The organism is Pseudomonas sp. PS01270 (genome assembly GCF_029959775.1).
Lineage (GTDB): Bacteria > Pseudomonadota > Gammaproteobacteria > Pseudomonadales > Pseudomonadaceae > Aquipseudomonas > Aquipseudomonas atacamensis.
The window spans coordinates 68,158-88,009 of record NZ_JASCPT010000005.1 but is presented as its reverse complement, the minus strand read 5'-3'; the positions used below and the strand labels follow the sequence as shown (position 1 = coordinate 88,009).

The following is a 19,852-nucleotide window of genomic DNA, read 5'->3' as shown; positions in this document are numbered from 1 at the left end:
CATTACGCATGGTATGAATCCTGCTCCCGTCCTTGCACCTCAAGCATTCAGATCGGCTTGGGGCGCATCTAGATGAACCTGCATCAGCACCGTCTCACGACTAGAGAGAAAAATAATGAAATCTGCTTTCAATACCTTGATTCCGGGCGCATTGGCCCTCCTCCTGCTCCTGCCTACTGCCCTTCAGGCAAAAGAAGTCGAAACCCAGACCAAACTGGCCAACGTCGTTGTTCTCGCCACCGGCGGTACCATCGCCGGCGCTGGCGCCAGTGCCGCCAACAGTGCCACTTACCAGGCAGCGAAAGTCGGTATCGAGCAACTGATAGCCGGCATTCCCGAGCTGAGCAAACTGGCTAACGTGCGTGGCGAACAAGTCATGCAGATCGCTTCGGAAAGCATCACCAATGACAACCTGCTGCAATTGGGTCGTCGCGTTTCCGAACTGGCTGACAGCAAGGACGTCGACGGCATCGTTATCACCCACGGCACCGACACCCTCGAAGAAACCGCGTACTTCCTGAACCTGGTCGAGAAAACCGACAAGCCGATCATCGTCGTCGGTTCGATGCGTCCGGGCACTGCCATGTCGGCAGACGGCATGCTCAACCTGTATAACGCCGTCGCCGTGGCGAGCAGCAAAGAAGCGCGCGGCAAAGGCGTGCTGGTGACCATGAACGACGAGATCCAGTCCGGTCGCGACGTCAGCAAAATGATCAACATCAAGACCGAAGCATTCAAAAGTGCCTGGGGCCCGCTGGGCATGGTGGTCGAAGGCAAATCCTACTGGTTCCGCCTGCCGGCCAAGCGTCACACCATGGATTCGGAATTCGACATCAAAAACATCAAGAGCCTGCCTGACGTAGAAATTGCCTACTCCTACGGCAACGTCAGCGATACCGCCTACAAGGCACTGGCGCAAGCCGGCGCCAAAGCCATCATCCACGCCGGCACTGGCAACGGTTCGGTATCCTCTCGTGTGGTTCCATCCCTGCAAGCCCTGCGCAAGGATGGCGTGCAGATCATTCGCTCGTCCCACGTCAACGCCGGCGGCTTTGTCCTGCGTAACGCCGAACAGCCTGACGACAAATACGACTGGGTTGTCGCCCACGATCTGAACCCGCAAAAAGCCCGCATCCTGGCGATGGTCGCACTGACCAAGACCAACGACAGCAAAGAGCTGCAACGGATGTTCTGGGAATACTGATTGAACATCGCCTGATCACGTCTCGATCGGGCATTGCGCATCACCTGCCAGCTTGGCAGGTGGTGCCCCGCTTACACCCTTCCAATACTTTTCCCACAAAAATCTCGACAAGCCCTACACCAAAATCGGAAACCCGCTGTCAGAGGATTTTCTTGAATTTTAAGCAGTTGCGAAATCGCTTACAGTTAAATACTGTATGCACGTACAGCTTAATAAGGATAACCTCGTGGCCACCTCTCCTGCTGCTCCTGACGCTTACGAACGCATGGGTATGCGCGTTCAGAAAATCATCAATTCCCCCACCGCACAAAAAGCCAAAGCCGCACTAATTTTCCGTCTGCCGGATGAGCCGATGGACGACTGGGAGCGCTTGCTCGAGGAAATCGACGAGAACGACAACGTTACCCTCGCTTATCGCGATGACGGTGGCGTGCAGATTTTTTGGGTTGTGCCGAAGGAAGATTGATTCAATGAGTGTCCGCTGTGTTGCTTTGCTGTTGTTGTTTTTCGCCATGGGTGCCCAGGCTGGCGCCCCACGTACATTTTCCGAAGCCAAGAAAGCCGCGTGGAAACTTTATGCGCCGCAATCCACCGAGTTTTACTGCGGCTGCAAGTACACCGGCAACAAGGTCGACCTGAAGGCTTGCGGCTATGTGCCGCGCAAGAACGCCAAGCGTGCATCGAGAATCGAGTGGGAGCACATCGTGCCGGCCTGGCAGATCGGACATCAGCGACAGTGCTGGCAGCAAGGCGGACGCAAGAATTGCACGCGTTACGATCCTGTTTATCAAAAGGCCGAAGCCGACTTGCACAATCTGGTGCCGAGCATTGGCGAGGTCAACGGTGACCGCAGCAACTTCAGCTACGGCTGGTTGCCGGTGCAGTCCGGCCAATATGGCTCCTGCCTGACGCAGATCGACTTCAAGGCCAAGAAGGTCATGCCCCGCCCTTCGATTCGCGGCATGATCGCCCGCACGTATTTTTATATGAGCAAACAATACGGACTGCGTCTGTCCAAGCAGGATCGGCAGTTGTACGAAGCGTGGGACAAGACCTATCCAGTGCAGGACTGGGAACGTCAGCGCAACCAGAGCGTGGCGTGCGTGATGGGGCGTGGCAACGAGTTTGTCGGCTCGGTAAATCTGAAAGCCTGCGGCTGATTGCAGCGGAAATAAAAAGGCCTCGAGCGTTATGCTCGAGGCCGTTTTAATGTCTGTTCAGCGTGTTTTGAAGGCGCTTCGCTTATGGCGTGAGCGGATGCTCGATCACCACCGATTCGATATTTTGTTTCTTGGCTTTTACCAGCGCTGCATCGACCTGCACCTTGCGCGCCTCGGCGTCAGCCTGGGAATTGAACGGACCGATCAGAATTCGTGTTTTACCGCTGCCGTCCTTGACGACCGTCGGAACGAAAGCATGCTCGATCAACCAGCCGCTCAGGTCACTGACGGCCTGAGGAGTCTCGCCACGCACTTCCAGATCCCACTGTGGCGCGGCGGCCGCCGGCGCTGCCGCGACCTTCGTCTCAGGCTTCGGCGCATCTACATTCTTGCCTTCACCGCAGCCTGCCAATGCCAGTGCCGCTACCAGCCAAACCAATTTGCGCACAACGCTTCCCTCGGAATTCGTAAAGCGGCGATCTTATCATTCAAAAATACTTCGCGAGCCCCGCAAAATGGGCACAAAACAACGAGAATGATGATTGCAGCCTCTGTATAGTTACGCCCTGGGAATTAATGCCGCTTCTGCGCGTCAGAAAGAGGCACCCAAACCGTGAGACTTCGCACTAATCTATAGATACCACCGACCTCTGCACTGTCTGAATCAGGTGCCCTACAAAGCAATCAAGGAGAAGACCATGCTGATACTCACCCGCAAAGTCGGTGAAAGCATAAACATTGGTGATGACATCACGATCACCATCCTCGGAGTCAGCGGCCAACAAGTCCGCATCGGTATCAACGCTCCGAAAAACGTGGCAGTGCACCGTGAAGAAATTTACCAACGCATCCAGGCCGGCCTGACCGCTCCGGACAAGCCGCAAACGCCCTGAGCCACTTAGCATTACGCAGCCAGTCCTATTGCCGTCGCGCAAGACTGGCTAAAGATTCACGCGCCGTTTAGCCATCCGCATTTCACCCCGCTGGGCACGGCGCCTGAAGCATGCTGACGCTCTTCACTTGCCCCCTCCTTCTCTCCTGCGCCGATATTACCTTTCACTCCTGGAGCTGGCTGTCGGACGTTTCCGATAGAGCACGGAGAATTTCGCCTTCTAAGCGAATATCACGCCACGCGCCATGCCTGTCGCCGCGACCACCATCAGGATCAGCAGCAGCGCTTCAACATGACTGATTCGCGCGTACAACTTCGCACGTCCGCTATCAAGCGCCACCCCGCGCGACGATGCGATGCGCCATTTGATCAGCGTGATCATGGGTGCAAGCTCTATCAGCAGGATCAGCACTAACAACGTCATCTTCAGATGAAACAGCGGCTGATGGAGGTAATAGTCAGAGCCTTTCTCGTAACCACCAAACGCACGCATCGCTCCGGTAATAAGCAGCGTCAAAGCTGAAAGCCCCCAGAGGTTATCCGCGAGCAGCACGCGCTTGAGCTCTCCCGTGCCCGCCGAGAGCTGGCTGAACGCTGTGCCGCGCGTCAGTACCGCCCAGAAAGCCAAGGCAAACGCGAATAGATGAATAGCGGCAAGGAACCACTGACTCAGCATCGACGCACTCCCTTATAAAGAGTTGAAAATCGGCCAGTCAGTAGTAGACGAAAAAACCGCGCCTCGCTTGGAGGTGATGGAGGGACAGGCGCTCAAACGCCAAATCGCAGGCAAAAAAAATCCCAAGCAGCTGATGGAAGCTTGGGATTTAAAAATGCATAAACCGTGGTGGTGAACGCGGAACGGATGTTACTTAAATTCCCAACATGCAACAAGGCTTTTTCGATAACCGGTTGGAGAAAAAGAGCTGTAAGCCTTTGGATATTCAGGTGTTTTCAACAACAAAACGGAAGAAGAATGCACCAAAATGGCGCTTGATCATTTTGCGCAAACAGTAATGAATGGAGAGCTGATCAGAGCGAAGCGGAAATGACCGGTAACAGGCGTTGCGCAAATCGCAGCCAACAAAAAAGGGCCCACCTTTCGGTGAGCCCTTCTAGACCGCCCAGCAGAGCGGATTTTGTTTGGTAGGCGCGATTGGACTCGAACCAACGACCCCCACCATGTCAAGGTGACCTCGAAATAACCGTAAGCTACTGATATAAAAGGGAAACCACCCTAAATTTACTTGGTAAAAAATCGCCGTTACACGCTATAAGAATCAACAACTTAGCGCTGTATTTTCCTACAGTGCTTTGCCCTTCCCCGGCGTTCTGCCGACATTGAATCTCCCTGCCACTCTGGTTTCGTCCACGGAGGAAACCAAAATGCCAAACTCAGACCTACTCCCTTCCCTGCTCTTCAAGATCAACGAAAATCAACTCGCTTTAGAAGCCGCCATCATGGAGCTGTCCAACTGGGGCGAGCAGCGCGGATCGGCCGATGTGGCCGAGAATGTCCGCGGCGCGCTCTGGGCGATCGATAAGAACGAAGAGTTCATCAAGATGACCTTGGCAGTTTTAATGACGCCCGACTGACAGCTCGTCGCCTCCCCCTCGCCCACCAGTCTCGCCTCGATTACTGTACATGCATACAGCATTTGTACAGCGAACCCAGCAGCATGAATTTCGACCAGGCAAAAACCCTACGGCTCCAGCGATGGCGCGCAACTCTCGATGACCAGGACTTCCGCATGCAGAACCCGGAGGGGCAAGGGAAACCCTCCATGAGATGGCAGCCACGCTCCGCGACGAGGGCCTGATCAACCAGCTTGAGCAGTTCGACATGAACGAGATGGCAGACGCCGCATACTGGCACGCAGTCGAGGAGTTGCAGAACTCGCCCGGGCACTACCGTGGTGCCTCGACCTATAACGTCGTTCAGATCGACAACGGGAATCTGCTGGGCACTATCAGCCGGTCAATCTTTAACTTCGAAAGTGATGAACCGCGCGGCGCTTCCTTCGCCTACGACGGCAAGGTCTACTCTGACGCGAATGGTGTGCGGTTGACTTTGGGTCTTTCTTCGAAGATTGGGCGGATTTCAGGCCTAGTGCTGGAAATGAGTGGCCGCCGATATCAATTGGTAGAGACCGAGCGGATGATCGCCGGCGTAAACCACCGACCACTATCTGATGCCGATGCTTACCGGGCGCTTATAGATGCAGCACAGGTCGCTCAGGAGGAGCGGGATCTACGCGCTTTTGAAAAAGTGCGACCTCACATTGAATCGGCAGCTTTCTGTATTTGCCCGGATTGTCTCGATAACTTTGGTGCGCGTGAAGATTGTTCGACCTGCACCGGAAAAGGTTTTGTGACAAAGATAGCGCCTGCGGGCCCACGCTAAGAGATCGTGCGAAGAACTGGCGACCGGATCAATACGGCACTGATTAACTACGCGCCAGTGTTTTCAGACGCTCCACCAGAGCGGCCTCAAAGATGATGTAGAGTTTTTCAGCATCACCGGCGCGCAAGGCCCCGCTGGTTTCCAGTCCAAGCACGAAACCATCCGCACGCGCCCCCGCCTTTACCGCGATGACCATCGAGTCCGTCCGGACGATTTGCGCCAGGAGACGATCGGCCTCTCGCTGCTTCTGTCGCCCATCACTACGCCTTCCACAACCATTCACCCTTTGTATTCAGTGCGACATGCAATACATCAGTCACAGGGCGGTCGTAATCCAAACGAGGGTCATCAGAAAGAAAGCCCGGCGAGTCGCTTGTCCACGTACATAACACCATCATCAAAAAAGGAATGATGGCTCAGGAGCCTTCGCCTGCGCAAGTTTGGCGGCAAGTCATTAATGTTGTATGGCACACAGTCCTGACATGCCTACAGTGCTACCAATTTCGCTCCCCTTGAGACATCAATTAAAACTTTGTGAACAGCACCATACCTTCGATTAGTACGTCTTCCTTGCAATCATCGGACATTGAATCGTCTATGTTGCGGATTATGTTCCATGCCCATATCGGCAACGCACTGCTGTCGAGAGATAAACCCAGAGACAGCAACATAGCCATCTGATTCTCGAATAACTTAGTTGGTGAATGTAAGGAGCGAATCTGCAATGAACCTTGGGCGGAAGGAAAACTTTCGAGCAGATAATTACGCGTAAACATCCACTTATCGTCGAGATTTTTAAAGCATTCAGCTGTCTTGTCTCTCCCGATTCGGGATTTTCTGTCAGCAATGATGTTTCGCAAGAATTCCTGGACATTTTCGGCAATCTGCTGCTTACGGTCGTCCGCTAGAATGATCCCCATCGCTGCCGACAAAATCACGTTGCCATTTTCGAAGGGTTCCATGAAGATCGCGTTGCCGCCAGGCTTGAGTACGCGAGCGACATGCCTAAACATCTCATCCGGTCTATATAGATGATGCGCAATTGCGTAGCCAACAACCAGATCCACGGATGCGTCATGAAAATCAAGTTGCTCGGCATTGAGCTGAAGCACATCAATTTTGCAGTTGAATTGAAGGTCGACCATTCCCTGTCGCAAGAGCGCAAGCATTTCCATAGAAAGATCGGAGCAAATGATGCGCACGTTTGGCAGGTGGCCAAACATTTTTATGAGGGTAAATACCGATCCGCCGGCGCCGGAACCAACGTCCAAGATAGTGAAATCTCCAGTCGTTGGTGGAGCGCCAACTCCCAATACCCGCAAAGCCTGCCCGATTATACCATCGCAGTGATCCGAGTTGTAATGCGTTTTGACATACTCTTGCGCTCGGCTTTTGAACTGTTCCGTCATATACGAATCGACGAAGCCGCTATCGTATCCAGGAGTTAATACTCCAAACTGCTCAATTAATTCGCCACGAAAAATCCCCTTCAGATTGTTCAAGCTCGCACTCCTATTTGATGGAACGTTGGGCTAAATAAGCGCTAGAAACGGTGTTCTTGCGGGTGCTTTTATCCCCGCGAACCGACGCGTGACAAGTTCATATGCAAATACCGGCACTTCAGCACCACGAGTGAACAAGCGCATCTTGCAAACGTCGCTGTATGACAATCGTAGGTTATCCAGATTGAAGTCGACTGGCCGCCCCGCTTCGGTGCTAGAAAGAGGAATAGCGTAATGGTAAACAATTTGTCCGGCAGCATTGACAATTTCAATGCCGAACGTCCCTTGCGCGTTCGCTGCCGGTACATAGATAGATGCACTGATACAGTGGTAAGGCTGACTCGCTGTGAGTTCGTACTCGATGAACGGCACTTGACGCAGATCTCGCGACAGCACGAGTTTCGTAGCACCTTTTGCATATCGTTCTTTGCAAAAGCGCTTGATGGTGGAGAACGGATGCCCTACCAGTTCCCATAGATCATCTTCTAGCCAAAAGCGGCGACGAATCTGGGCAGTTAGCCCGTTGAGAACCGTTGCAGTGACGTTGGCATTATGAATCGCGTGCTGGCGATGCACTTCCGCCGCGACTCTTTCAAGTTCGATGCTTTGCTTTAGTCTGACGGCCTGCGTCTCCAAGGCTACTGTTTGCGTCTCCAAATTGCCGGCTTTTGCCTTGAGCTCGACTGCCTGCATCTCCAAACTAACCGCGTAATCAAACAGCGCTTTGTGATTCCAACCCGACCCACGAACCCCAAGCGCTGAAGCGATCGCGACGGAATAGTTTTTCAGGGATAGAGTCACATCTGGCCAGGCGATAGACTGTCGTGTGCCAATGAAATGCAATGCAGCATGACGCTTATTAAGAAGCTGCGTTGCCGTTACTTCTGGAAAGATCTTCGTTAAAACATCGCAATAGATGTCGGCGAGCACCATGATATCGAATCGTTGCTCGACGGCCGCACGCGCGCTTGCACCTACCTGAAGAGCGAATGAGTTTTCCTCATGGAGTAATTTCATCGAGCGCGCCAGCGCAGCGCTGTCATTTTTATCTATGAGAAAGCCCGTTTTTCCATTTTCGATAATAGCTTCTGGCCCCCCACATCGAGTAGAAATAACCGGGCGACCGCGACTCATTGCTTCAATTGTAACGAACGAGAACGACTCTAGTTGGCTCGTAACAACGATCGCACGCGATCTATCGTAAACTTCGTTTACATCCGCAGTTTTTGAATGAAAGAACACATCATTCTGCAGCGATTTCTCATTGACCAATTCGTTTAAATATTCAACATACTCGCCGCTTCCAGCACCGTAGATATGAAACTCAACTGGCTTCGATACGGAGTTCTTGAGCTGCTGAGCCGCCTCTAAAAACATTGGTACGTTTTTATTCGGTTCGAGCGTACACAACATTGAGAACCGCTGCGGTTGAAGGTCGGTTGACAATGGCTCCCATGCTCGACAATCGGTGCCATTGGGCACCACGTGAAATTTTTCGCGAGGTGTTAGATACAGGTCGACATACGCATCGGCGACCAGTTGGGAGGGACATATTACTCCACTCGCAATGTCCAACTGTTCAGCATCATCGTGTGGCCATCGCTTTGCGCACAGCAACGTATCTAAACGCGAACTGATAACTCCATGAGAGTGGAGTACTACCGGGATCAAATTGACGGCAGCCGCGAAAACGGCGCTTTGCAACACGTTGGTGTTAACCACAACGCCGTCAAGCTCAAGTTCCCTGAACACACGCCCGAATCGTCCCACACAGTCGTGGTATCGAGCAGATTCAAGCTGAATATGCCAATGATCTCCGACTCTCGGAACTGCGAAATCGTAGTCCACCTTAATAACAGGCAAACCACTCGCCAGAACTATGTCATGCATCGGCCCATCACTAAGCGGGAACAATACGATTGGATCGATTGATGCGCTGTGATTAGAAACGAAGTTGACTAGCGCTCGCTCCGCTCCAGCCTGATACGGCGAGTGTGATACGAACGCCACGCGTTGTCGCTCTAAGGAGAGGCTTTCACTCTTAATCCGGCGAGCTTGCTGCAACAGCATTTCGAAATGCGGTAATACATTTTCCGTCGAAAACGTCTCACGCACTTTCCTGTGCGCGCGTCCCTGAATATCAGTGCGCAGAGCGTCGTCGTCCAACAAACGCTCGATCGCGTTTTCCCATGAGGTCTGGTTGGAATCAGCGAATAGCCCCGTCTTCCCATTCTCAACGACTGAGAGGTATGGTTCTACATTGCTAAAAATGCCAGCCGCGCCAACCGCGCTTATCTCTAAAAACTTGTTGGGACACTTCGATGCGTCAAAACGAGTTGTACCCAGCGGCGCCAGTAGCACATCTGGTGCATAGCCACTAAGGATGGCGGCATAGCGGCGATACCCGAATACGTAGGGCTCCCGTCTAAGGCGATTAGCGGGAATGTTGGCGAAACAATCAGGCAGGTCAGCTCCCATGTACATGACATCGAAATCTTCGCGTCGGAGCGCTACGTTTACGAGCGCACGGAAAGCTACATCATCAGGGCGCGGCGAGCCAACATACCCGACGATCTTCCTACGCCCTACGAGCTTCGGTCGGGGATTGAACTCAGACAGCTCGATATTTGTAGGGAGCTGCACCACCATGCGTGAATGCGGACGCATATCATCGTTGAGATACTGATTATAGGTGAGCGCGAAGTCTGCCCTTTCGAGACAATATTTAAATGATTTTACAATCGTAGAGCTCTCGCTGAAAAGCTCGGCGTAAACGGGCCAGTCTTTTCCAACGGTGAACCAGTTGTCATCGAGCATGTAAATTGTCGGGATACCGGTAGAGACGCAAAAGTCCATCAAACGACAGCCTTCTTCCGACTTGACCCGACTGAAAATGACAATGTCGCTATTTACCAGATCTGTCGTATGCGCTGCGGTGTCGAGCACCGTACGCCACGTCAGTTTATGATTCCTCTCAAGCAAAGCGAAATAATTGAAGAAGCACAGTTGGTTGTGGGCCGGTTCGCCAGGGCCGCCCAGTACGGTAATTCGAAGAGGCTCAGGCGCCGTTTGGGGCGGAAGCTTTTCTTGTTTGCTGAAAAAATCGTTAACTGCCGTTGAAGAAAAAAAACTGATTTGCTTGTGAAGCCATTCTCTTGTTCTCGAGTTCAAGCTGCGCGAAAACGTCAGTGCGTCGTCGAAATCGACTTTATCGCTTGGTAGAACATTTTCCGCCAACGTTGCACGCATCACGCGACGGGCAACCAAGTCTCCAGAAAGCATGACTTCATGCGATAGCGGATATTCGTGCCAGGACCATACGGATGAGGCGCACGGTACCCCTTCAACTGCGCGAATGCGTCCAGCACGGCCGTAACGAAGCGTGAAGTCCCACCAGAATCCACGCTGTAGCAGAATAGAGCTAGAAAACCCACCTGCTTTTAGAAAAGACGCTCTTTCCACAAGGCAATTGGCCATTGGCAGATAGTCGCTAAGCTCCAACCAACCTGTTGGATAACTGTTCGGCATGCCCGCTGTGGGGTTACATAGCCAAGAGCCGGGAATGCCTGGACGCATGGACGACTCATCTACTTCACCCGCGAGAAGGAGATCACCGGGTTCAATATGACCAACAAGCTCGCTTATTGAAGCCAGCCATTGCCCTGCTTCGACGCCGGGCCAAAGAAATGCTAGGTATTCACCCTTTGCTAGTTCCGCGCCCGCATTGAACAGACAGGCCGGCATTGAACTCTGTGCTACCGAGACAAAGCGAACATGATGATCCTTACGTAAACCCGCAATGTCGGCGACCTGGGCCCAATGATGGCCATCACCGACGAAAAGCAAATCGATAACCGTATCGTTGATCGGCCAATCACCGGCCATAGCACTCACAAGGCTGACGATGAGAGGTTGTACCTGACGGTAGTCCCCCATCAGCGGGATAACAGCGGTTATTGTCGCGTTCATGCACGGTCGCTCAGGTCTATTGTTCGGTGCAAATTGAAGCAGCCGAATTGCAGGTAAATGGAGTCGAGAGTAGTGCCGTCGCGGATCCCAAACACCCGTAAAATCGCGGGCTGGAATGATCAAGCGAATAAAAATTGAAGGATTCGATCAGAGAGGATTGACTGACTAGCTCAAAATGTCCGCTACGTCTTCCATAACGTCACCAGCAATACGGCAGAGGCTCAAATGGCACATAGTAATAAGCGACTGGCAGTCGCTTGTCCATAGACTTTTTCTTAGATTAATCAGTCAAATAGCAATCCGCCCAGCGCTCACAAGGTCCAAGCGTGAATCGATAAATCTTACAAATCCGCCTCCCGCCTATACTGCTCATCTTCAAAGCTGTGCATGTACACAGCAACCAGCGAGACATTTTTGTGGATTGCCTCTTTATCAAACACACAGAAGATTCGCTAGGTACCTCGACATAGCTTGTCTATGGCGGCACGCTCTAACCGTTCTCCATGGTACGGCAATCACGACACATCCTTGTAGAAAACGTGGTGACCCAGCTTCAGTGTCTGCTTGGCTTTCGCCGCCCAGGCTGGCGCCTTGATGCTGGTGGCGTAATAGTGCGTGGCGCCGCCGGTGGGATCTAGCACCTTTCCATCTATTACCTGGTCGGCAGCAATTCGGCACTGCGTCAGCTCGCGGAACGGAATCTGTTTCAAGCCGATCAGGAACTGATAGTTCAGGTCGGTCTTGTTCCAGCAACTGAACTGCCACGGCTTTTGGCACACGCCGGCATAGCCCTCCCCCCACCATGACTTCTCCTTTCCATCAAACACGTGGTTGCGGATCGTCCAGGCCACGGCGATCTGGCCGGCCGTACCTTCTCCGCGTGCCTCACCCCAAATCGTTCGGGCGAGAATGTCTCGATCTTTATCGGTTACAGGCATCACTTTTCTCCAGGCAAAAAAATACCCGCTCGATGGCGGGCTGGTAATTTCGGGTCTATCAACTCGGGCGGATGGGGCGATGTTGATCATCAGGGAATTCAGAATGCCCGTCTTTCCATGCGCGCACTTCGGTGCGATACGCTCGCCACTCCGCCTCGGTACCAGGCAGAGCGCTCGGGTCACCGTCCTCGATACCGATCAGTTGGTCCGTAATGAACGCTACCTCACGCACTCTCCAGGAGTCCTCAGCTGCCTTCTTGTCAGCGAGCGCCTGCTCTGCCTCCATTTTGTCGTAAGCCCACTGGGGAACATCTTCAAAATATTCCTCCCCTTCCAGCAGCTCCATATCAATGGTTACAGCTCGAAAGGTGCCGTTTTCCTTGATCGCATATCCCATAACCATTTCTCCTAGCGCTCGTAGAAGTAGGTGCCACACCGATAAATCGTGGCGCCTGAAGGGGTAATGTCGTACGCGATGTTGAATTGCTGAGTCGAATTCAGATAAATCGACAGCGGTGCATAAAACGGCGAGATATACACCTGAAGATAATTCTGTGTAGTGACCAGCCCGATGTCTGGGCTACCGATAAATAGTGTTGCCCCAACGGGCGTACTGATAAAGGAGCCTTCAACCGAATATGCTGTGACCGGAGCAATCGCGCTCGCTGACACGTTAGTTGATGAATTCCCGACATTGCTTGCGATCAAGACAAATGGCGCCACGTTGACAGAGGTCAAATACTGAACTTTACCGCCCGGAAAAAAACGCACCGGATACAGGTTTCCGCTTGAGTCTGATTTGACCGATCCAATGTAGCGCCGACTGGTGTCTCCAGTCTTGGAACGGGCCTTACCAGCGTACGGTGCTGCGGGGGCTGTGGTGACTGCTTCCACAGCCGCGCTTCCTGCATTGTCATAAAGGTAAACGTGATACCACGTAGAAGCGGCAATGCTCAGCCCTGCCAAGGAAATTGGAAGATCCGCAAACCTAACGAGTCCGCTCGATTCAATATGCGCAGCTCCGGCCGTCACGGTCAGTGCCTTCGCGCCGCCCCACTGAATGATCAATCCGTCGATGTAGCCCACACCAGTTTCGCGCACTGGAGTTTTCTTACCGGTGCCTCCCTGATTGGCTGCCAGCGCGGTGGTCAATCCGGTGATTGAAGTGATGTCGTTGTTTACACCTGACTTGGCCGCCTCAAGCGTGGCGCGTGCCGCTGGTGGGTCCGCATCATTCAACAACCCTTCAATGAAAACGGAAAGATCGGTGATCCCCGTGCCACCCTTGCTTGGCGGCAAAATATCGTAATTACCAGTGGTCCCGAGCGCCGCCAGCTTCTCGCCGTAATCATTGAGTATCTCGCGCACCTGGTCGGACAGGTCTTTCTGATAACCCTGCACCGGCATGATCGCGTAGAAGCCGCCAGCCGCTGTCGGGCCTTCGTAGTTCGGCGAGATCGACAAAGCGGTATTGCTGGCGATGTTCGTCACCTCGTACCAACGGCCGTCCGGGCCGCGAAAGCCGTCGCCGACCCGGCTGTTGGCGATAAAAGCAGTACCCGTGCCGATCACCGCGTTGGAATTTTGGGTAACAGAGACCGTTCCCGTCTTGTACCAGGGCATTGTGTATCTCCAGAAATGAAAGACTCAGGCCAGCAATTTGGCGCAGAGAAAGGGGCGGTGGCCCTGATCGGTCCAAGCGGTGAACGCGAGGCTATACATCATGATGCGGTTGTTTGCGTAGTCGACCCCGAGAGCGCATCCGCCGCCGGAGCCGTCGTTGTGGCAGTTCATCGTGAACGGGTTGAGCGAAACGAATTCCCCTGCGCCAAGGCTCTTGCTGATCCCCCACAGGTATCTGCGCCCAACGCTCAATTGCTCAGTGCCGAGGTAGGTCCAATTGCCAGCGGCAAACGTCACGACCACAGCCGGCGCTCCGCTGTCGTAAACGAGCGTTCCTGCGCCGTCCCACAGTCGCATCCCATACGCAGCTGTGCCCATCGAAGCCCAGGCGGCAACGAAATATTGACCGCTCAGCGTTTCGTTGACCCTCGAAGCGTTCATGGAGAACCCGGTCCAGTTACCCGGTCCGCCGGTGAACCAAACGGAAATCGGAACCTGAATCGCTCCTCCCTGATCAGGTCGAATGAAGACCATAGGCGGGTCCACGCTGGTGACTGCCCTAGCAAATACGCCGGACGCGCTTGCCACCCCTGAATACGTGCCTCTGGTGAGGACGCACAGCCTTGGGGCCTCCGAGTCAATCTGGACAAACGAATTGTCGTTGATGCTCTGAAAGCCGTAGCTCATGTCGAATACCTGATTGCGTAGCCTTTGGCGACGACCCTTGATTGAATCGTGGACGCGCCGGCGGAAGGGTTTTTAGGCAGAACAACGACCTGACCTGCCGACGTGGTCACATAGGGGTAGGACTTCTGATTTCCAGAACCGTCCGCTTCTGACGATTGCACGTCCTGTGCTCTCGTCGGGATGATCATGAACACGCAATTGGCAGGATTGAAACCGGGAATCGCGATTGTGTAGCTGGGTACGGTCCCGCTGAAGTCAATCACCCCCTGCCAGAGCACCTGATAGGTGAAGCTGTTGGTGTCCATAGCGAGCTGACCGCTCTCGTTAAAGACACGCAGTCCAAATAGCGCCATTGATTACCCCAGATAGCCGAGACGAACACGCAACACGTTGTTGGCGTCGTAGACCGAAACGTTCAGTGAATTGATCACCAGACGCCCTTGCCCTGGGACGATGCCGTTTATTTCAAGCGTGCCGTCTTTGTTCAGGAGCCAGCCTTGCTGGCCGGCGATGTAGTTAGTGGAGCTGATGTAGCTGCCGATCTTCGCGTTGGTGATCGTTCCGTCTTGGATGAACGCCGAGTTCATGAACACCTGGCCGCCCTGCACTGCGAACGGCACCGCAATGGCGCCGCCGGCAATGGTATTGACGATGGCAAACCTGTCAGCGCTGACCAGGAACTGGCTCTGCAATCCTGCCCCGGTATTCTCGATGCCAAGCCCAATACCCGCCGCGACGTACTGCCCATTCGCTGTGACCTGCATCTTCACCGACCACATCGTGTTCAGCTTGCCCGCCGTGTCCGCGTAGGCGTTCGAGGTCTGCTGAATGGCAGCCGAGTTTTGCCCGACAGAAACATTCAATTGATCGATCTTCGTCGCGGTCGCCGATTCGTTCGTGGCTACCACCTCCTCCAGCTCGGTGATGTTCGCCGTGTTCTCTCCGATTTTTGCGTCGAAGGTCGTTACGCGCCTTGCCATTGCCTCGTTCTCGGAGGCACGTACCTTGGATTCGGAGGCAATCGCCGCGGTACTGGTGTGGCTCTTGATTGCGTCCGCCAGATCTCCAGCGCCGTCATCGTCTCGATAAGAGGCGCGAAGGGCTTCGAAGGCAGTGGCTTGAGCTGTGACCTCTCCGTCGAGTTCGATTATCTCGGCGGTGTTGGTTGCCACCTGCTGGGCCAGGCCGTTTGCACTTTCAACGGTCTGCCCAACGTCGAGCCAGTACAGCGGGTTCGGCGGCGGCATGTTGCGCGGGACAGGGCCGGTGGCCTGGTAGATCCGCTTGCCCTGCACCACCAAGTCGTACTCTTCGTAGGTGTCGTCTGGGTTGTAGCCTTTGAGCCCATCGAGCGCATCAATCTGCGCCTGCAAGCCCGGGATTTTGTCGATCTCATCGACGATGTCCTGACCCAATTCCGTGCGGCCGATTTCTCCCTTGATCATCTCCAATATCGGACTGGATTCAGAACTGGATTGCCCCTGTACGCCAAGTCCGATCGGATACCACGGCCCGATGTTGCCGATCTTGTCGACGATTCGCCCCCAGAAGTAGAAGGTCACGCCGGCGCGCAGGCCGAGCATGGAGAAATCGCTCTGCGGATAGGCCAGGTCTGTCAGCTTGGTCGCGGCCTCAAGATCGGTCGTCGGCCCGTACCAGATCTCCGTGCGCTGGCTGTCCTCGGCGCCAGCAGGGAAGCCCCACTTGAGATAGATGCCGAACAGCAACGGTGTTGCGGTAAGGAACGCCAGCGCCGGCGGAAGCCCCTGCTTTCCGCTGAGGTTGGTCAGGATCGAGTTGCGCCACGTCGACGTGATGTCGAACGCGCTAACCGCTCGCACCCGGGCCACATAAGCGCCGGCGTAGATGCCGACAACGTCGACGTTGGTCATGCCGGTGCGCTGGAGCTTGATCCAGTTGCCGCTGTCCTTGCGCCATTCGACGTCGTAGCCGTTCGCGCCATCCACGGCCGGCCAAGTGATCGTCATGGTGGCCACGGCCAACCCCTGGACAACCGATGAGGTCGACGAAAGCGTAACGCTCGCCGGCGCCGGGACGACGGTGATCGGGATCACGCTGATCGGGCGTTCTTCCAGGCGCGCACCGGTGTCGATGAAAGCGAACTTGCTCGGCTCGAACTGGAGCGCGCTGATTTCGTAATCGCCCTCGGTGGTGCGCTTGGTGCGCAGCACGCGATACAGCGGGATCGCCAGATCATCGGCATCGAGCGCCCATTGCAACTGCACCACCGGCGGTTCGCTGTAGGCAACCGTGACAGTCACGGCGCGGCCGTTGACGCTCTGCACTGTCCGACCTTCGGCGCGGCCGCCCGGCAGGTTGATGATCAGTCGATCACCGGCCTTGGCCTGGGTATCGCGATCGAGCGTGATCACCCGCCCCGCCACAGCCGAGATCCGGCCGCCCACTTCGCGACCAGCCAGCAGCGAATCCGCCACTGGGATGATGTGCCCGGGCAGCGGGATCACCCCTTCCATGCCTGTCTTGAACGAAACGGTGCGGTCTTGGTTGTTGCTGAGGATCGCCCACTTTCCCCGGCGCTGGGCCTCGGATGCGCGGGTGCAGCCAATGGCGCTCAGCTCGGTCGGCCGGTCGCCGTAGCGGCGTTGAAGATCTAGGTCAGCGAAGGGAATGACATCGGTGTCGTAGTTGTTCGCCGGGTTGTCGTAGCTCACCAGCGCCCGGGTGTAACGGGTCTTCGCCGAGGCGCTGCCATAGGAGAACTTGCCGTCGATCACGTTGGACCGGGTGAAGACGTAGTCGAAGTCCTGCGCACGCGGCATGTCCGCCTGCATCACCAGCTGGCCCTGAGCCCAGTACGTCATGCCCCGGTAAATCGCCGAGATATCGCGCAGCAGCGACCAGGCGTCAGCCTTGCCCTGCAGGTTCATGTCGCAAAGGAAGCGCGGTTCCTGGCCCCCCAGTCCGTTCGGCACCAGCTGATCGCAATACTGGGCAATGCGGTACAGCTCCCACTTGTCGACCATGAACGGCTTGATGCGCTTGCCCAGGCCGAAGCGGTCTTCGGTGCAGATGCCGTAGGTGATCCACGCCGGGTTATTGGTCCAGGCCGACTTCATCGAGCCGTCCCACGTCCCTGTATAGGTGCGCAGGATCGGGTCGTAATTGCTCGGCACCATCCAGCGGCGGGCCTTGCACTTCACGGTTACAGCCGGGATGTTGGTGAACTGCTCGGCGTCGAATTCGATGTAGAGCAGCGCGGTGTTCGGGTAGCGCAGCTTGGCGTCGATGACTTCGGTATAGCCGGCCACGAGCATGGTGTCGGCGATCTTGTTGGTGTTCTGGTTCGGCGTCAGACGGCGCACGCGGATCTGCCAGCCAGTGGTGGCGTCGGGCAGATCGATGCGGCGGGAGCGCTCGTAGCGCGTGGTGGTCTTGCCGTCGACTGCGTCCACCAGCACCTGCTGATAGGCGCCACCATCGGTGGCCACATCGATTGCGTACTCAATTCGGTACCCGCCGACGTTGCCCTGGTCATCGGAGCGTTGCAGCGCCAGCCAGGCCAACCGAATGCGCACGGCGGAAAGCTGGGTATTGGTGATCGAGCGCACCCACGGCGAATCGCTGCGCAGTTCAATGTTCAGTGACGTCTCGTTCTCCACGGACGGAATGCCGGGAATGTACGTCTGATCCACCGACCCCGGGCGCCAGTCCCACTTCACGTTCGGGAAGTTGTAGTTGCCGCTGGCATCGCGGATCGGCGTGTTGTCCAGGTAGATGTCGTAATCGGTCGGGACGCTGTCGAATTCACCCTCGCCCACGGCAATCAGCAGCTTGGCCAGGTTGGTCGAGCGCAGGCTGTCGCTGGCTTCGGTCGGCGACTTCGGCTTGCTGCTGCCGCCCTTCTCGCCGTGGATATCGATCTGTGCTGCTGCGCCCATGCTTTCCTCCAGGCATAAAAAAACCGCCTATTGGGCGGCCTAATGGCATTTCTGTAAAAAGTCGTGATGATAGAATTCGCATGCTGCGCCCTCCTACGATGAGGCGCTCGACTCAGTCATCAAGGAAATAAGTGCTGATGAGAAAAGCTCCAACTTGGCTACGAACAACCCTTTCGCTTCCGGTGTACGCAATTTCAGCCGTGTTGTGGATTTTCACTGCATACACAATCATCACCTCTTCGGTAAAAATGCTCTCCAGATATGTAACGCCCCAACAGATTGGTCAGGGATTGGCCGAATTGATTTTCGCTCTAGTGTTTGCCGCTGTTGGTAGCGGACTATGGATGCTTGCTAGATACATTCGGACGTCAAACTTTAAGAAGCAACCGCGGCTTTCCGCCTCCCCCCAGCCATAAACTTTTTACACTTTGTCCTCCGCCAGGATCGAGGCCGAGATGATCATCCCGCCCCACCGGCGCTCTCCGATGCAGATCGGTACTGGGTTGCCGCTGGCCGTGGTGTTCTTGGCGCTGCCGAAGGCGTAGGACGGAGAGTTCTCGGGGGATGCGCTTTGCTTCAGGCCGGAGGCTTGAGGGCTTAGCATCTGAATGACTCCGCCAATCGCCATCGACGCACCGGCCGCATACAAAAAAGGTGATGCGGCTGCAAACGGAGTGAAAGACAGCACATAGGCTGCGGCGATCATCACCGTGCCGATGATTGTCTGTAGGCCGCCGGCGCGCTTGCTGCCACCAATCACCGGAACAATGCGGATTTCCCGTGTGCCGCCGAGATCGAATCCGACCATCCCTATGTTCGCGCGGTTCCGGAAAATCGCGAACTTCAGGCCAAGGCGCTCCAGCCGCTTAATTTCCTCGGCAAAGCCATCAATCGTCGCATTGAGCGCACGAAAAACCTCCACGGCCGACCCGCCGTCGAGGAGGAATTGCTTGCTTCGAAAAAACTTTTTCGCGAGCGAACCGGACAGCATCACTTTCGTCATCGGTGTGTAGGTGATTGCTGAGCACATGCCATTCTCCAGGCAATAAAAAACCGCCGGAGGCGGTCTGTTCAAAGGGTCGTGGGCAGTACGTCGATCTGCCCATCGCCCCCGGTGAAAATTCGATATTTCTTGATCGCGCCGCCTTTCACGATCGCTTCCCGCTCGACTCGCGCAGCCCCCATGGAGCAAATGCCAGAGCCGGTGTAAGCCGCGCCCACTGAAACCGAATCAGGCGGCAGATAGAATGATGCCTTCTGGCCTGGCTTGAGCTTGGCGGCTTGTTTGCCATCGATAAAAACCGCCACTGAGCAAAGGCTTCCGGTCTGCCCAGAGTCACGGATAACTTGCAGTGTCCCGTATGCCCCTGATGGCCTGGCCTGGTAGGCCGACAGCTGACTCGTCGGCGCCTGCTTGGCTTCACTGGAAGGCGTTGGCGAAGTCGCACACCCCGCCAGCATTGCCATCGTTACCGCCGCTATCAAAATCCGCATATCGTTCCCTCGTTGGTTTGGCAAGACTGTAGCATCTACAGTTCAAGCTAATAAATCGGGAT

General features: G+C 55.1%; 19 protein-coding genes. 6 read left to right on the top strand and 13 right to left on the bottom strand.

Annotated elements, in window-relative coordinates; genetic code table 11:
- Nucleotides 1–115: 115 nt before the first annotated feature.
- The 3 genes from QMX86_RS03580 (at nt 116) to QMX86_RS03570 (ending at nt 2,364) form a co-directional block, all read left to right on the top strand.
- Entirely contained in the window at nt 116–1,204 is a 1,089-nt protein-coding gene (locus QMX86_RS03580; protein WP_122747214.1) for an asparaginase, read from the top strand.
- Between the two features lie 196 nt (nt 1,205–1,400).
- Nucleotides 1,401–1,670, top strand: a complete 270-nt coding sequence (locus QMX86_RS03575) for a DUF1654 domain-containing protein (protein WP_016774035.1) — start codon at nt 1,401–1,403, stop codon at nt 1,668–1,670.
- A gap of 4 nt (nt 1,671–1,674) precedes the next feature.
- The gene (locus tag QMX86_RS03570) at nt 1,675–2,364 is read left to right on the top strand and encodes an endonuclease I family protein (RefSeq protein ID WP_282381867.1); all 690 of its coding nucleotides are present in this window, start codon (nt 1,675–1,677) and stop codon (nt 2,362–2,364) included.
- Nucleotides 2,365–2,446: 82 nt separating this feature from the next.
- Here QMX86_RS03570 and QMX86_RS03565 read toward each other — a convergent pair whose 3' ends face one another.
- Complete coding sequence (locus QMX86_RS03565) at nt 2,447–2,812, bottom strand: SPOR domain-containing protein (protein WP_024012401.1); 366 nt, start codon at nt 2,810–2,812, stop codon at nt 2,447–2,449.
- A 250-nt stretch (nt 2,813–3,062) separates the two neighbouring features.
- On the opposite strand from QMX86_RS03565, the gene csrA reads away from it, so the two are divergent.
- A complete protein-coding gene (csrA, locus tag QMX86_RS03560; RefSeq protein ID WP_003179932.1) occupies nt 3,063–3,257 on the top strand; it encodes a carbon storage regulator CsrA in 195 nt (64 codons plus the stop codon).
- Between the two features lie 219 nt (nt 3,258–3,476).
- Here the strand turns inward: csrA and QMX86_RS03555 are convergent, their stop codons facing one another.
- Nucleotides 3,477–3,932: a DUF2214 family protein gene (locus tag QMX86_RS03555; RefSeq protein WP_282381872.1), complete on the bottom strand. Its 456-nt coding sequence runs from the start codon at nt 3,930–3,932 to the stop codon at nt 3,477–3,479.
- 707 nt (nt 3,933–4,639) lie between these two features.
- Here QMX86_RS03555 and QMX86_RS03550 point away from each other — a divergent pair.
- Nucleotides 4,640–4,849 carry a hypothetical protein gene (locus tag QMX86_RS03550; protein WP_282381874.1) on the top strand — a complete coding sequence of 70 codons (210 nt, stop codon included), beginning with the start codon at nt 4,640–4,642 and terminating at the stop codon, nt 4,847–4,849.
- 193 nt (nt 4,850–5,042) lie between these two features.
- Nucleotides 5,043–5,657, top strand: coding sequence for a hypothetical protein (locus QMX86_RS03545; protein ID WP_282381878.1), 615 nt, complete (start codon nt 5,043–5,045; stop codon nt 5,655–5,657).
- Nucleotides 5,658–5,700: 43 nt separating this feature from the next.
- Here the strand turns inward: QMX86_RS03545 and QMX86_RS03540 are convergent, their stop codons facing one another.
- From QMX86_RS03540 to QMX86_RS03490, 11 genes are all read right to left on the bottom strand, one after another.
- The gene (locus tag QMX86_RS03540) at nt 5,701–5,853 is read right to left on the bottom strand and encodes a hypothetical protein (protein WP_282381881.1); all 153 of its coding nucleotides are present in this window, start codon (nt 5,851–5,853) and stop codon (nt 5,701–5,703) included.
- 328 nt (nt 5,854–6,181) lie between these two features.
- Complete coding sequence (locus QMX86_RS03535) at nt 6,182–7,159, bottom strand: class I SAM-dependent methyltransferase (RefSeq protein ID WP_282381883.1); 978 nt, start codon at nt 7,157–7,159, stop codon at nt 6,182–6,184.
- A gap of 30 nt (nt 7,160–7,189) precedes the next feature.
- Complete coding sequence (locus QMX86_RS03530; protein ID WP_282381885.1) at nt 7,190–11,128, bottom strand: glycosyltransferase; 3,939 nt, start codon at nt 11,126–11,128, stop codon at nt 7,190–7,192.
- Nucleotides 11,129–11,643: 515 nt separating this feature from the next.
- Nucleotides 11,644–12,066, bottom strand: a complete 423-nt coding sequence (locus QMX86_RS03525) for a cell wall hydrolase (RefSeq protein WP_282381888.1) — start codon at nt 12,064–12,066, stop codon at nt 11,644–11,646.
- A gap of 58 nt (nt 12,067–12,124) precedes the next feature.
- Nucleotides 12,125–12,463, bottom strand: coding sequence for a hypothetical protein (locus tag QMX86_RS03520; RefSeq protein ID WP_282381890.1), 339 nt, complete (start codon nt 12,461–12,463; stop codon nt 12,125–12,127).
- Between the two features lie 11 nt (nt 12,464–12,474).
- Nucleotides 12,475–13,689: a hypothetical protein gene (locus QMX86_RS03515; RefSeq protein ID WP_282381893.1), complete on the bottom strand. Its 1,215-nt coding sequence runs from the start codon at nt 13,687–13,689 to the stop codon at nt 12,475–12,477.
- A 24-nt stretch (nt 13,690–13,713) separates the two neighbouring features.
- Nucleotides 13,714–14,376: a hypothetical protein gene (locus QMX86_RS03510; RefSeq protein ID WP_282381897.1), complete on the bottom strand. Its 663-nt coding sequence runs from the start codon at nt 14,374–14,376 to the stop codon at nt 13,714–13,716.
- Complete coding sequence (locus QMX86_RS03505; RefSeq protein ID WP_282381899.1) at nt 14,373–14,681, bottom strand: hypothetical protein; 309 nt, start codon at nt 14,679–14,681, stop codon at nt 14,373–14,375. The genes QMX86_RS03510 and QMX86_RS03505 overlap by 4 nt, the downstream gene beginning before the upstream one ends.
- Nucleotides 14,682–14,732: 51 nt before the next feature.
- Complete coding sequence (locus QMX86_RS03500) at nt 14,733–18,296, bottom strand: phage tail protein (RefSeq protein ID WP_282381901.1); 3,564 nt, start codon at nt 18,294–18,296, stop codon at nt 14,733–14,735.
- A 421-nt stretch (nt 18,297–18,717) separates the two neighbouring features.
- A complete protein-coding gene (locus QMX86_RS03495; protein WP_282381902.1) occupies nt 18,718–19,326 on the bottom strand; it encodes a tail assembly protein in 609 nt (202 codons plus the stop codon).
- A gap of 41 nt (nt 19,327–19,367) precedes the next feature.
- Entirely contained in the window at nt 19,368–19,790 is a 423-nt protein-coding gene (locus QMX86_RS03490) for a hypothetical protein (RefSeq protein WP_282381904.1), read from the bottom strand.
- Between the last annotated feature and the right edge of the window lie 62 nt (nt 19,791–19,852).

What these genes read in the sequence shown, in the direction of transcription:
- QMX86_RS03550 (WP_282381874.1), top strand. Translation starts at nt 4,640, where the DNA reads ATGCCAAACTCAGACCTACTCCCTTCCCTGCTCTTCAAGATCAACGAA.
- QMX86_RS03510 (WP_282381897.1), bottom strand. Translation starts at nt 14,376, where the DNA reads ATGAGCTACGGCTTTCAGAGCATCAACGACAATTCGTTTGTCCAGATT.
- QMX86_RS03520 (WP_282381890.1), bottom strand. Translation starts at nt 12,463, where the DNA reads ATGGGATATGCGATCAAGGAAAACGGCACCTTTCGAGCTGTAACCATT.
- QMX86_RS03530 (WP_282381885.1), bottom strand. Translation starts at nt 11,128, where the DNA reads ATGAACGCGACAATAACCGCTGTTATCCCGCTGATGGGGGACTACCGT.
- csrA (WP_003179932.1), top strand. Translation starts at nt 3,063, where the DNA reads ATGCTGATACTCACCCGCAAAGTCGGTGAAAGCATAAACATTGGTGAT.
- QMX86_RS03580 (WP_122747214.1), top strand. Translation starts at nt 116, where the DNA reads ATGAAATCTGCTTTCAATACCTTGATTCCGGGCGCATTGGCCCTCCTC.
- QMX86_RS03500 (WP_282381901.1), bottom strand. Translation starts at nt 18,296, where the DNA reads ATGGGCGCAGCAGCACAGATCGATATCCACGGCGAGAAGGGCGGCAGC.
- QMX86_RS03515 (WP_282381893.1), bottom strand. Translation starts at nt 13,689, where the DNA reads ATGCCCTGGTACAAGACGGGAACGGTCTCTGTTACCCAAAATTCCAAC.
- QMX86_RS03525 (WP_282381888.1), bottom strand. Translation starts at nt 12,066, where the DNA reads ATGCCTGTAACCGATAAAGATCGAGACATTCTCGCCCGAACGATTTGG.
- QMX86_RS03495 (WP_282381902.1), bottom strand. Translation starts at nt 19,326, where the DNA reads ATGTGCTCAGCAATCACCTACACACCGATGACGAAAGTGATGCTGTCC.
- QMX86_RS03540 (WP_282381881.1), bottom strand. Translation starts at nt 5,853, where the DNA reads ATGGTCATCGCGGTAAAGGCGGGGGCGCGTGCGGATGGTTTCGTGCTT.
- QMX86_RS03570 (WP_282381867.1), top strand. Translation starts at nt 1,675, where the DNA reads ATGAGTGTCCGCTGTGTTGCTTTGCTGTTGTTGTTTTTCGCCATGGGT.
- QMX86_RS03490 (WP_282381904.1), bottom strand. Translation starts at nt 19,790, where the DNA reads ATGCGGATTTTGATAGCGGCGGTAACGATGGCAATGCTGGCGGGGTGT.
- QMX86_RS03545 (WP_282381878.1), top strand. Translation starts at nt 5,043, where the DNA reads ATGGCAGCCACGCTCCGCGACGAGGGCCTGATCAACCAGCTTGAGCAG.
- QMX86_RS03555 (WP_282381872.1), bottom strand. Translation starts at nt 3,932, where the DNA reads ATGCTGAGTCAGTGGTTCCTTGCCGCTATTCATCTATTCGCGTTTGCC.
- QMX86_RS03505 (WP_282381899.1), bottom strand. Translation starts at nt 14,681, where the DNA reads ATGGACACCAACAGCTTCACCTATCAGGTGCTCTGGCAGGGGGTGATT.
- QMX86_RS03575 (WP_016774035.1), top strand. Translation starts at nt 1,401, where the DNA reads ATGCACGTACAGCTTAATAAGGATAACCTCGTGGCCACCTCTCCTGCT.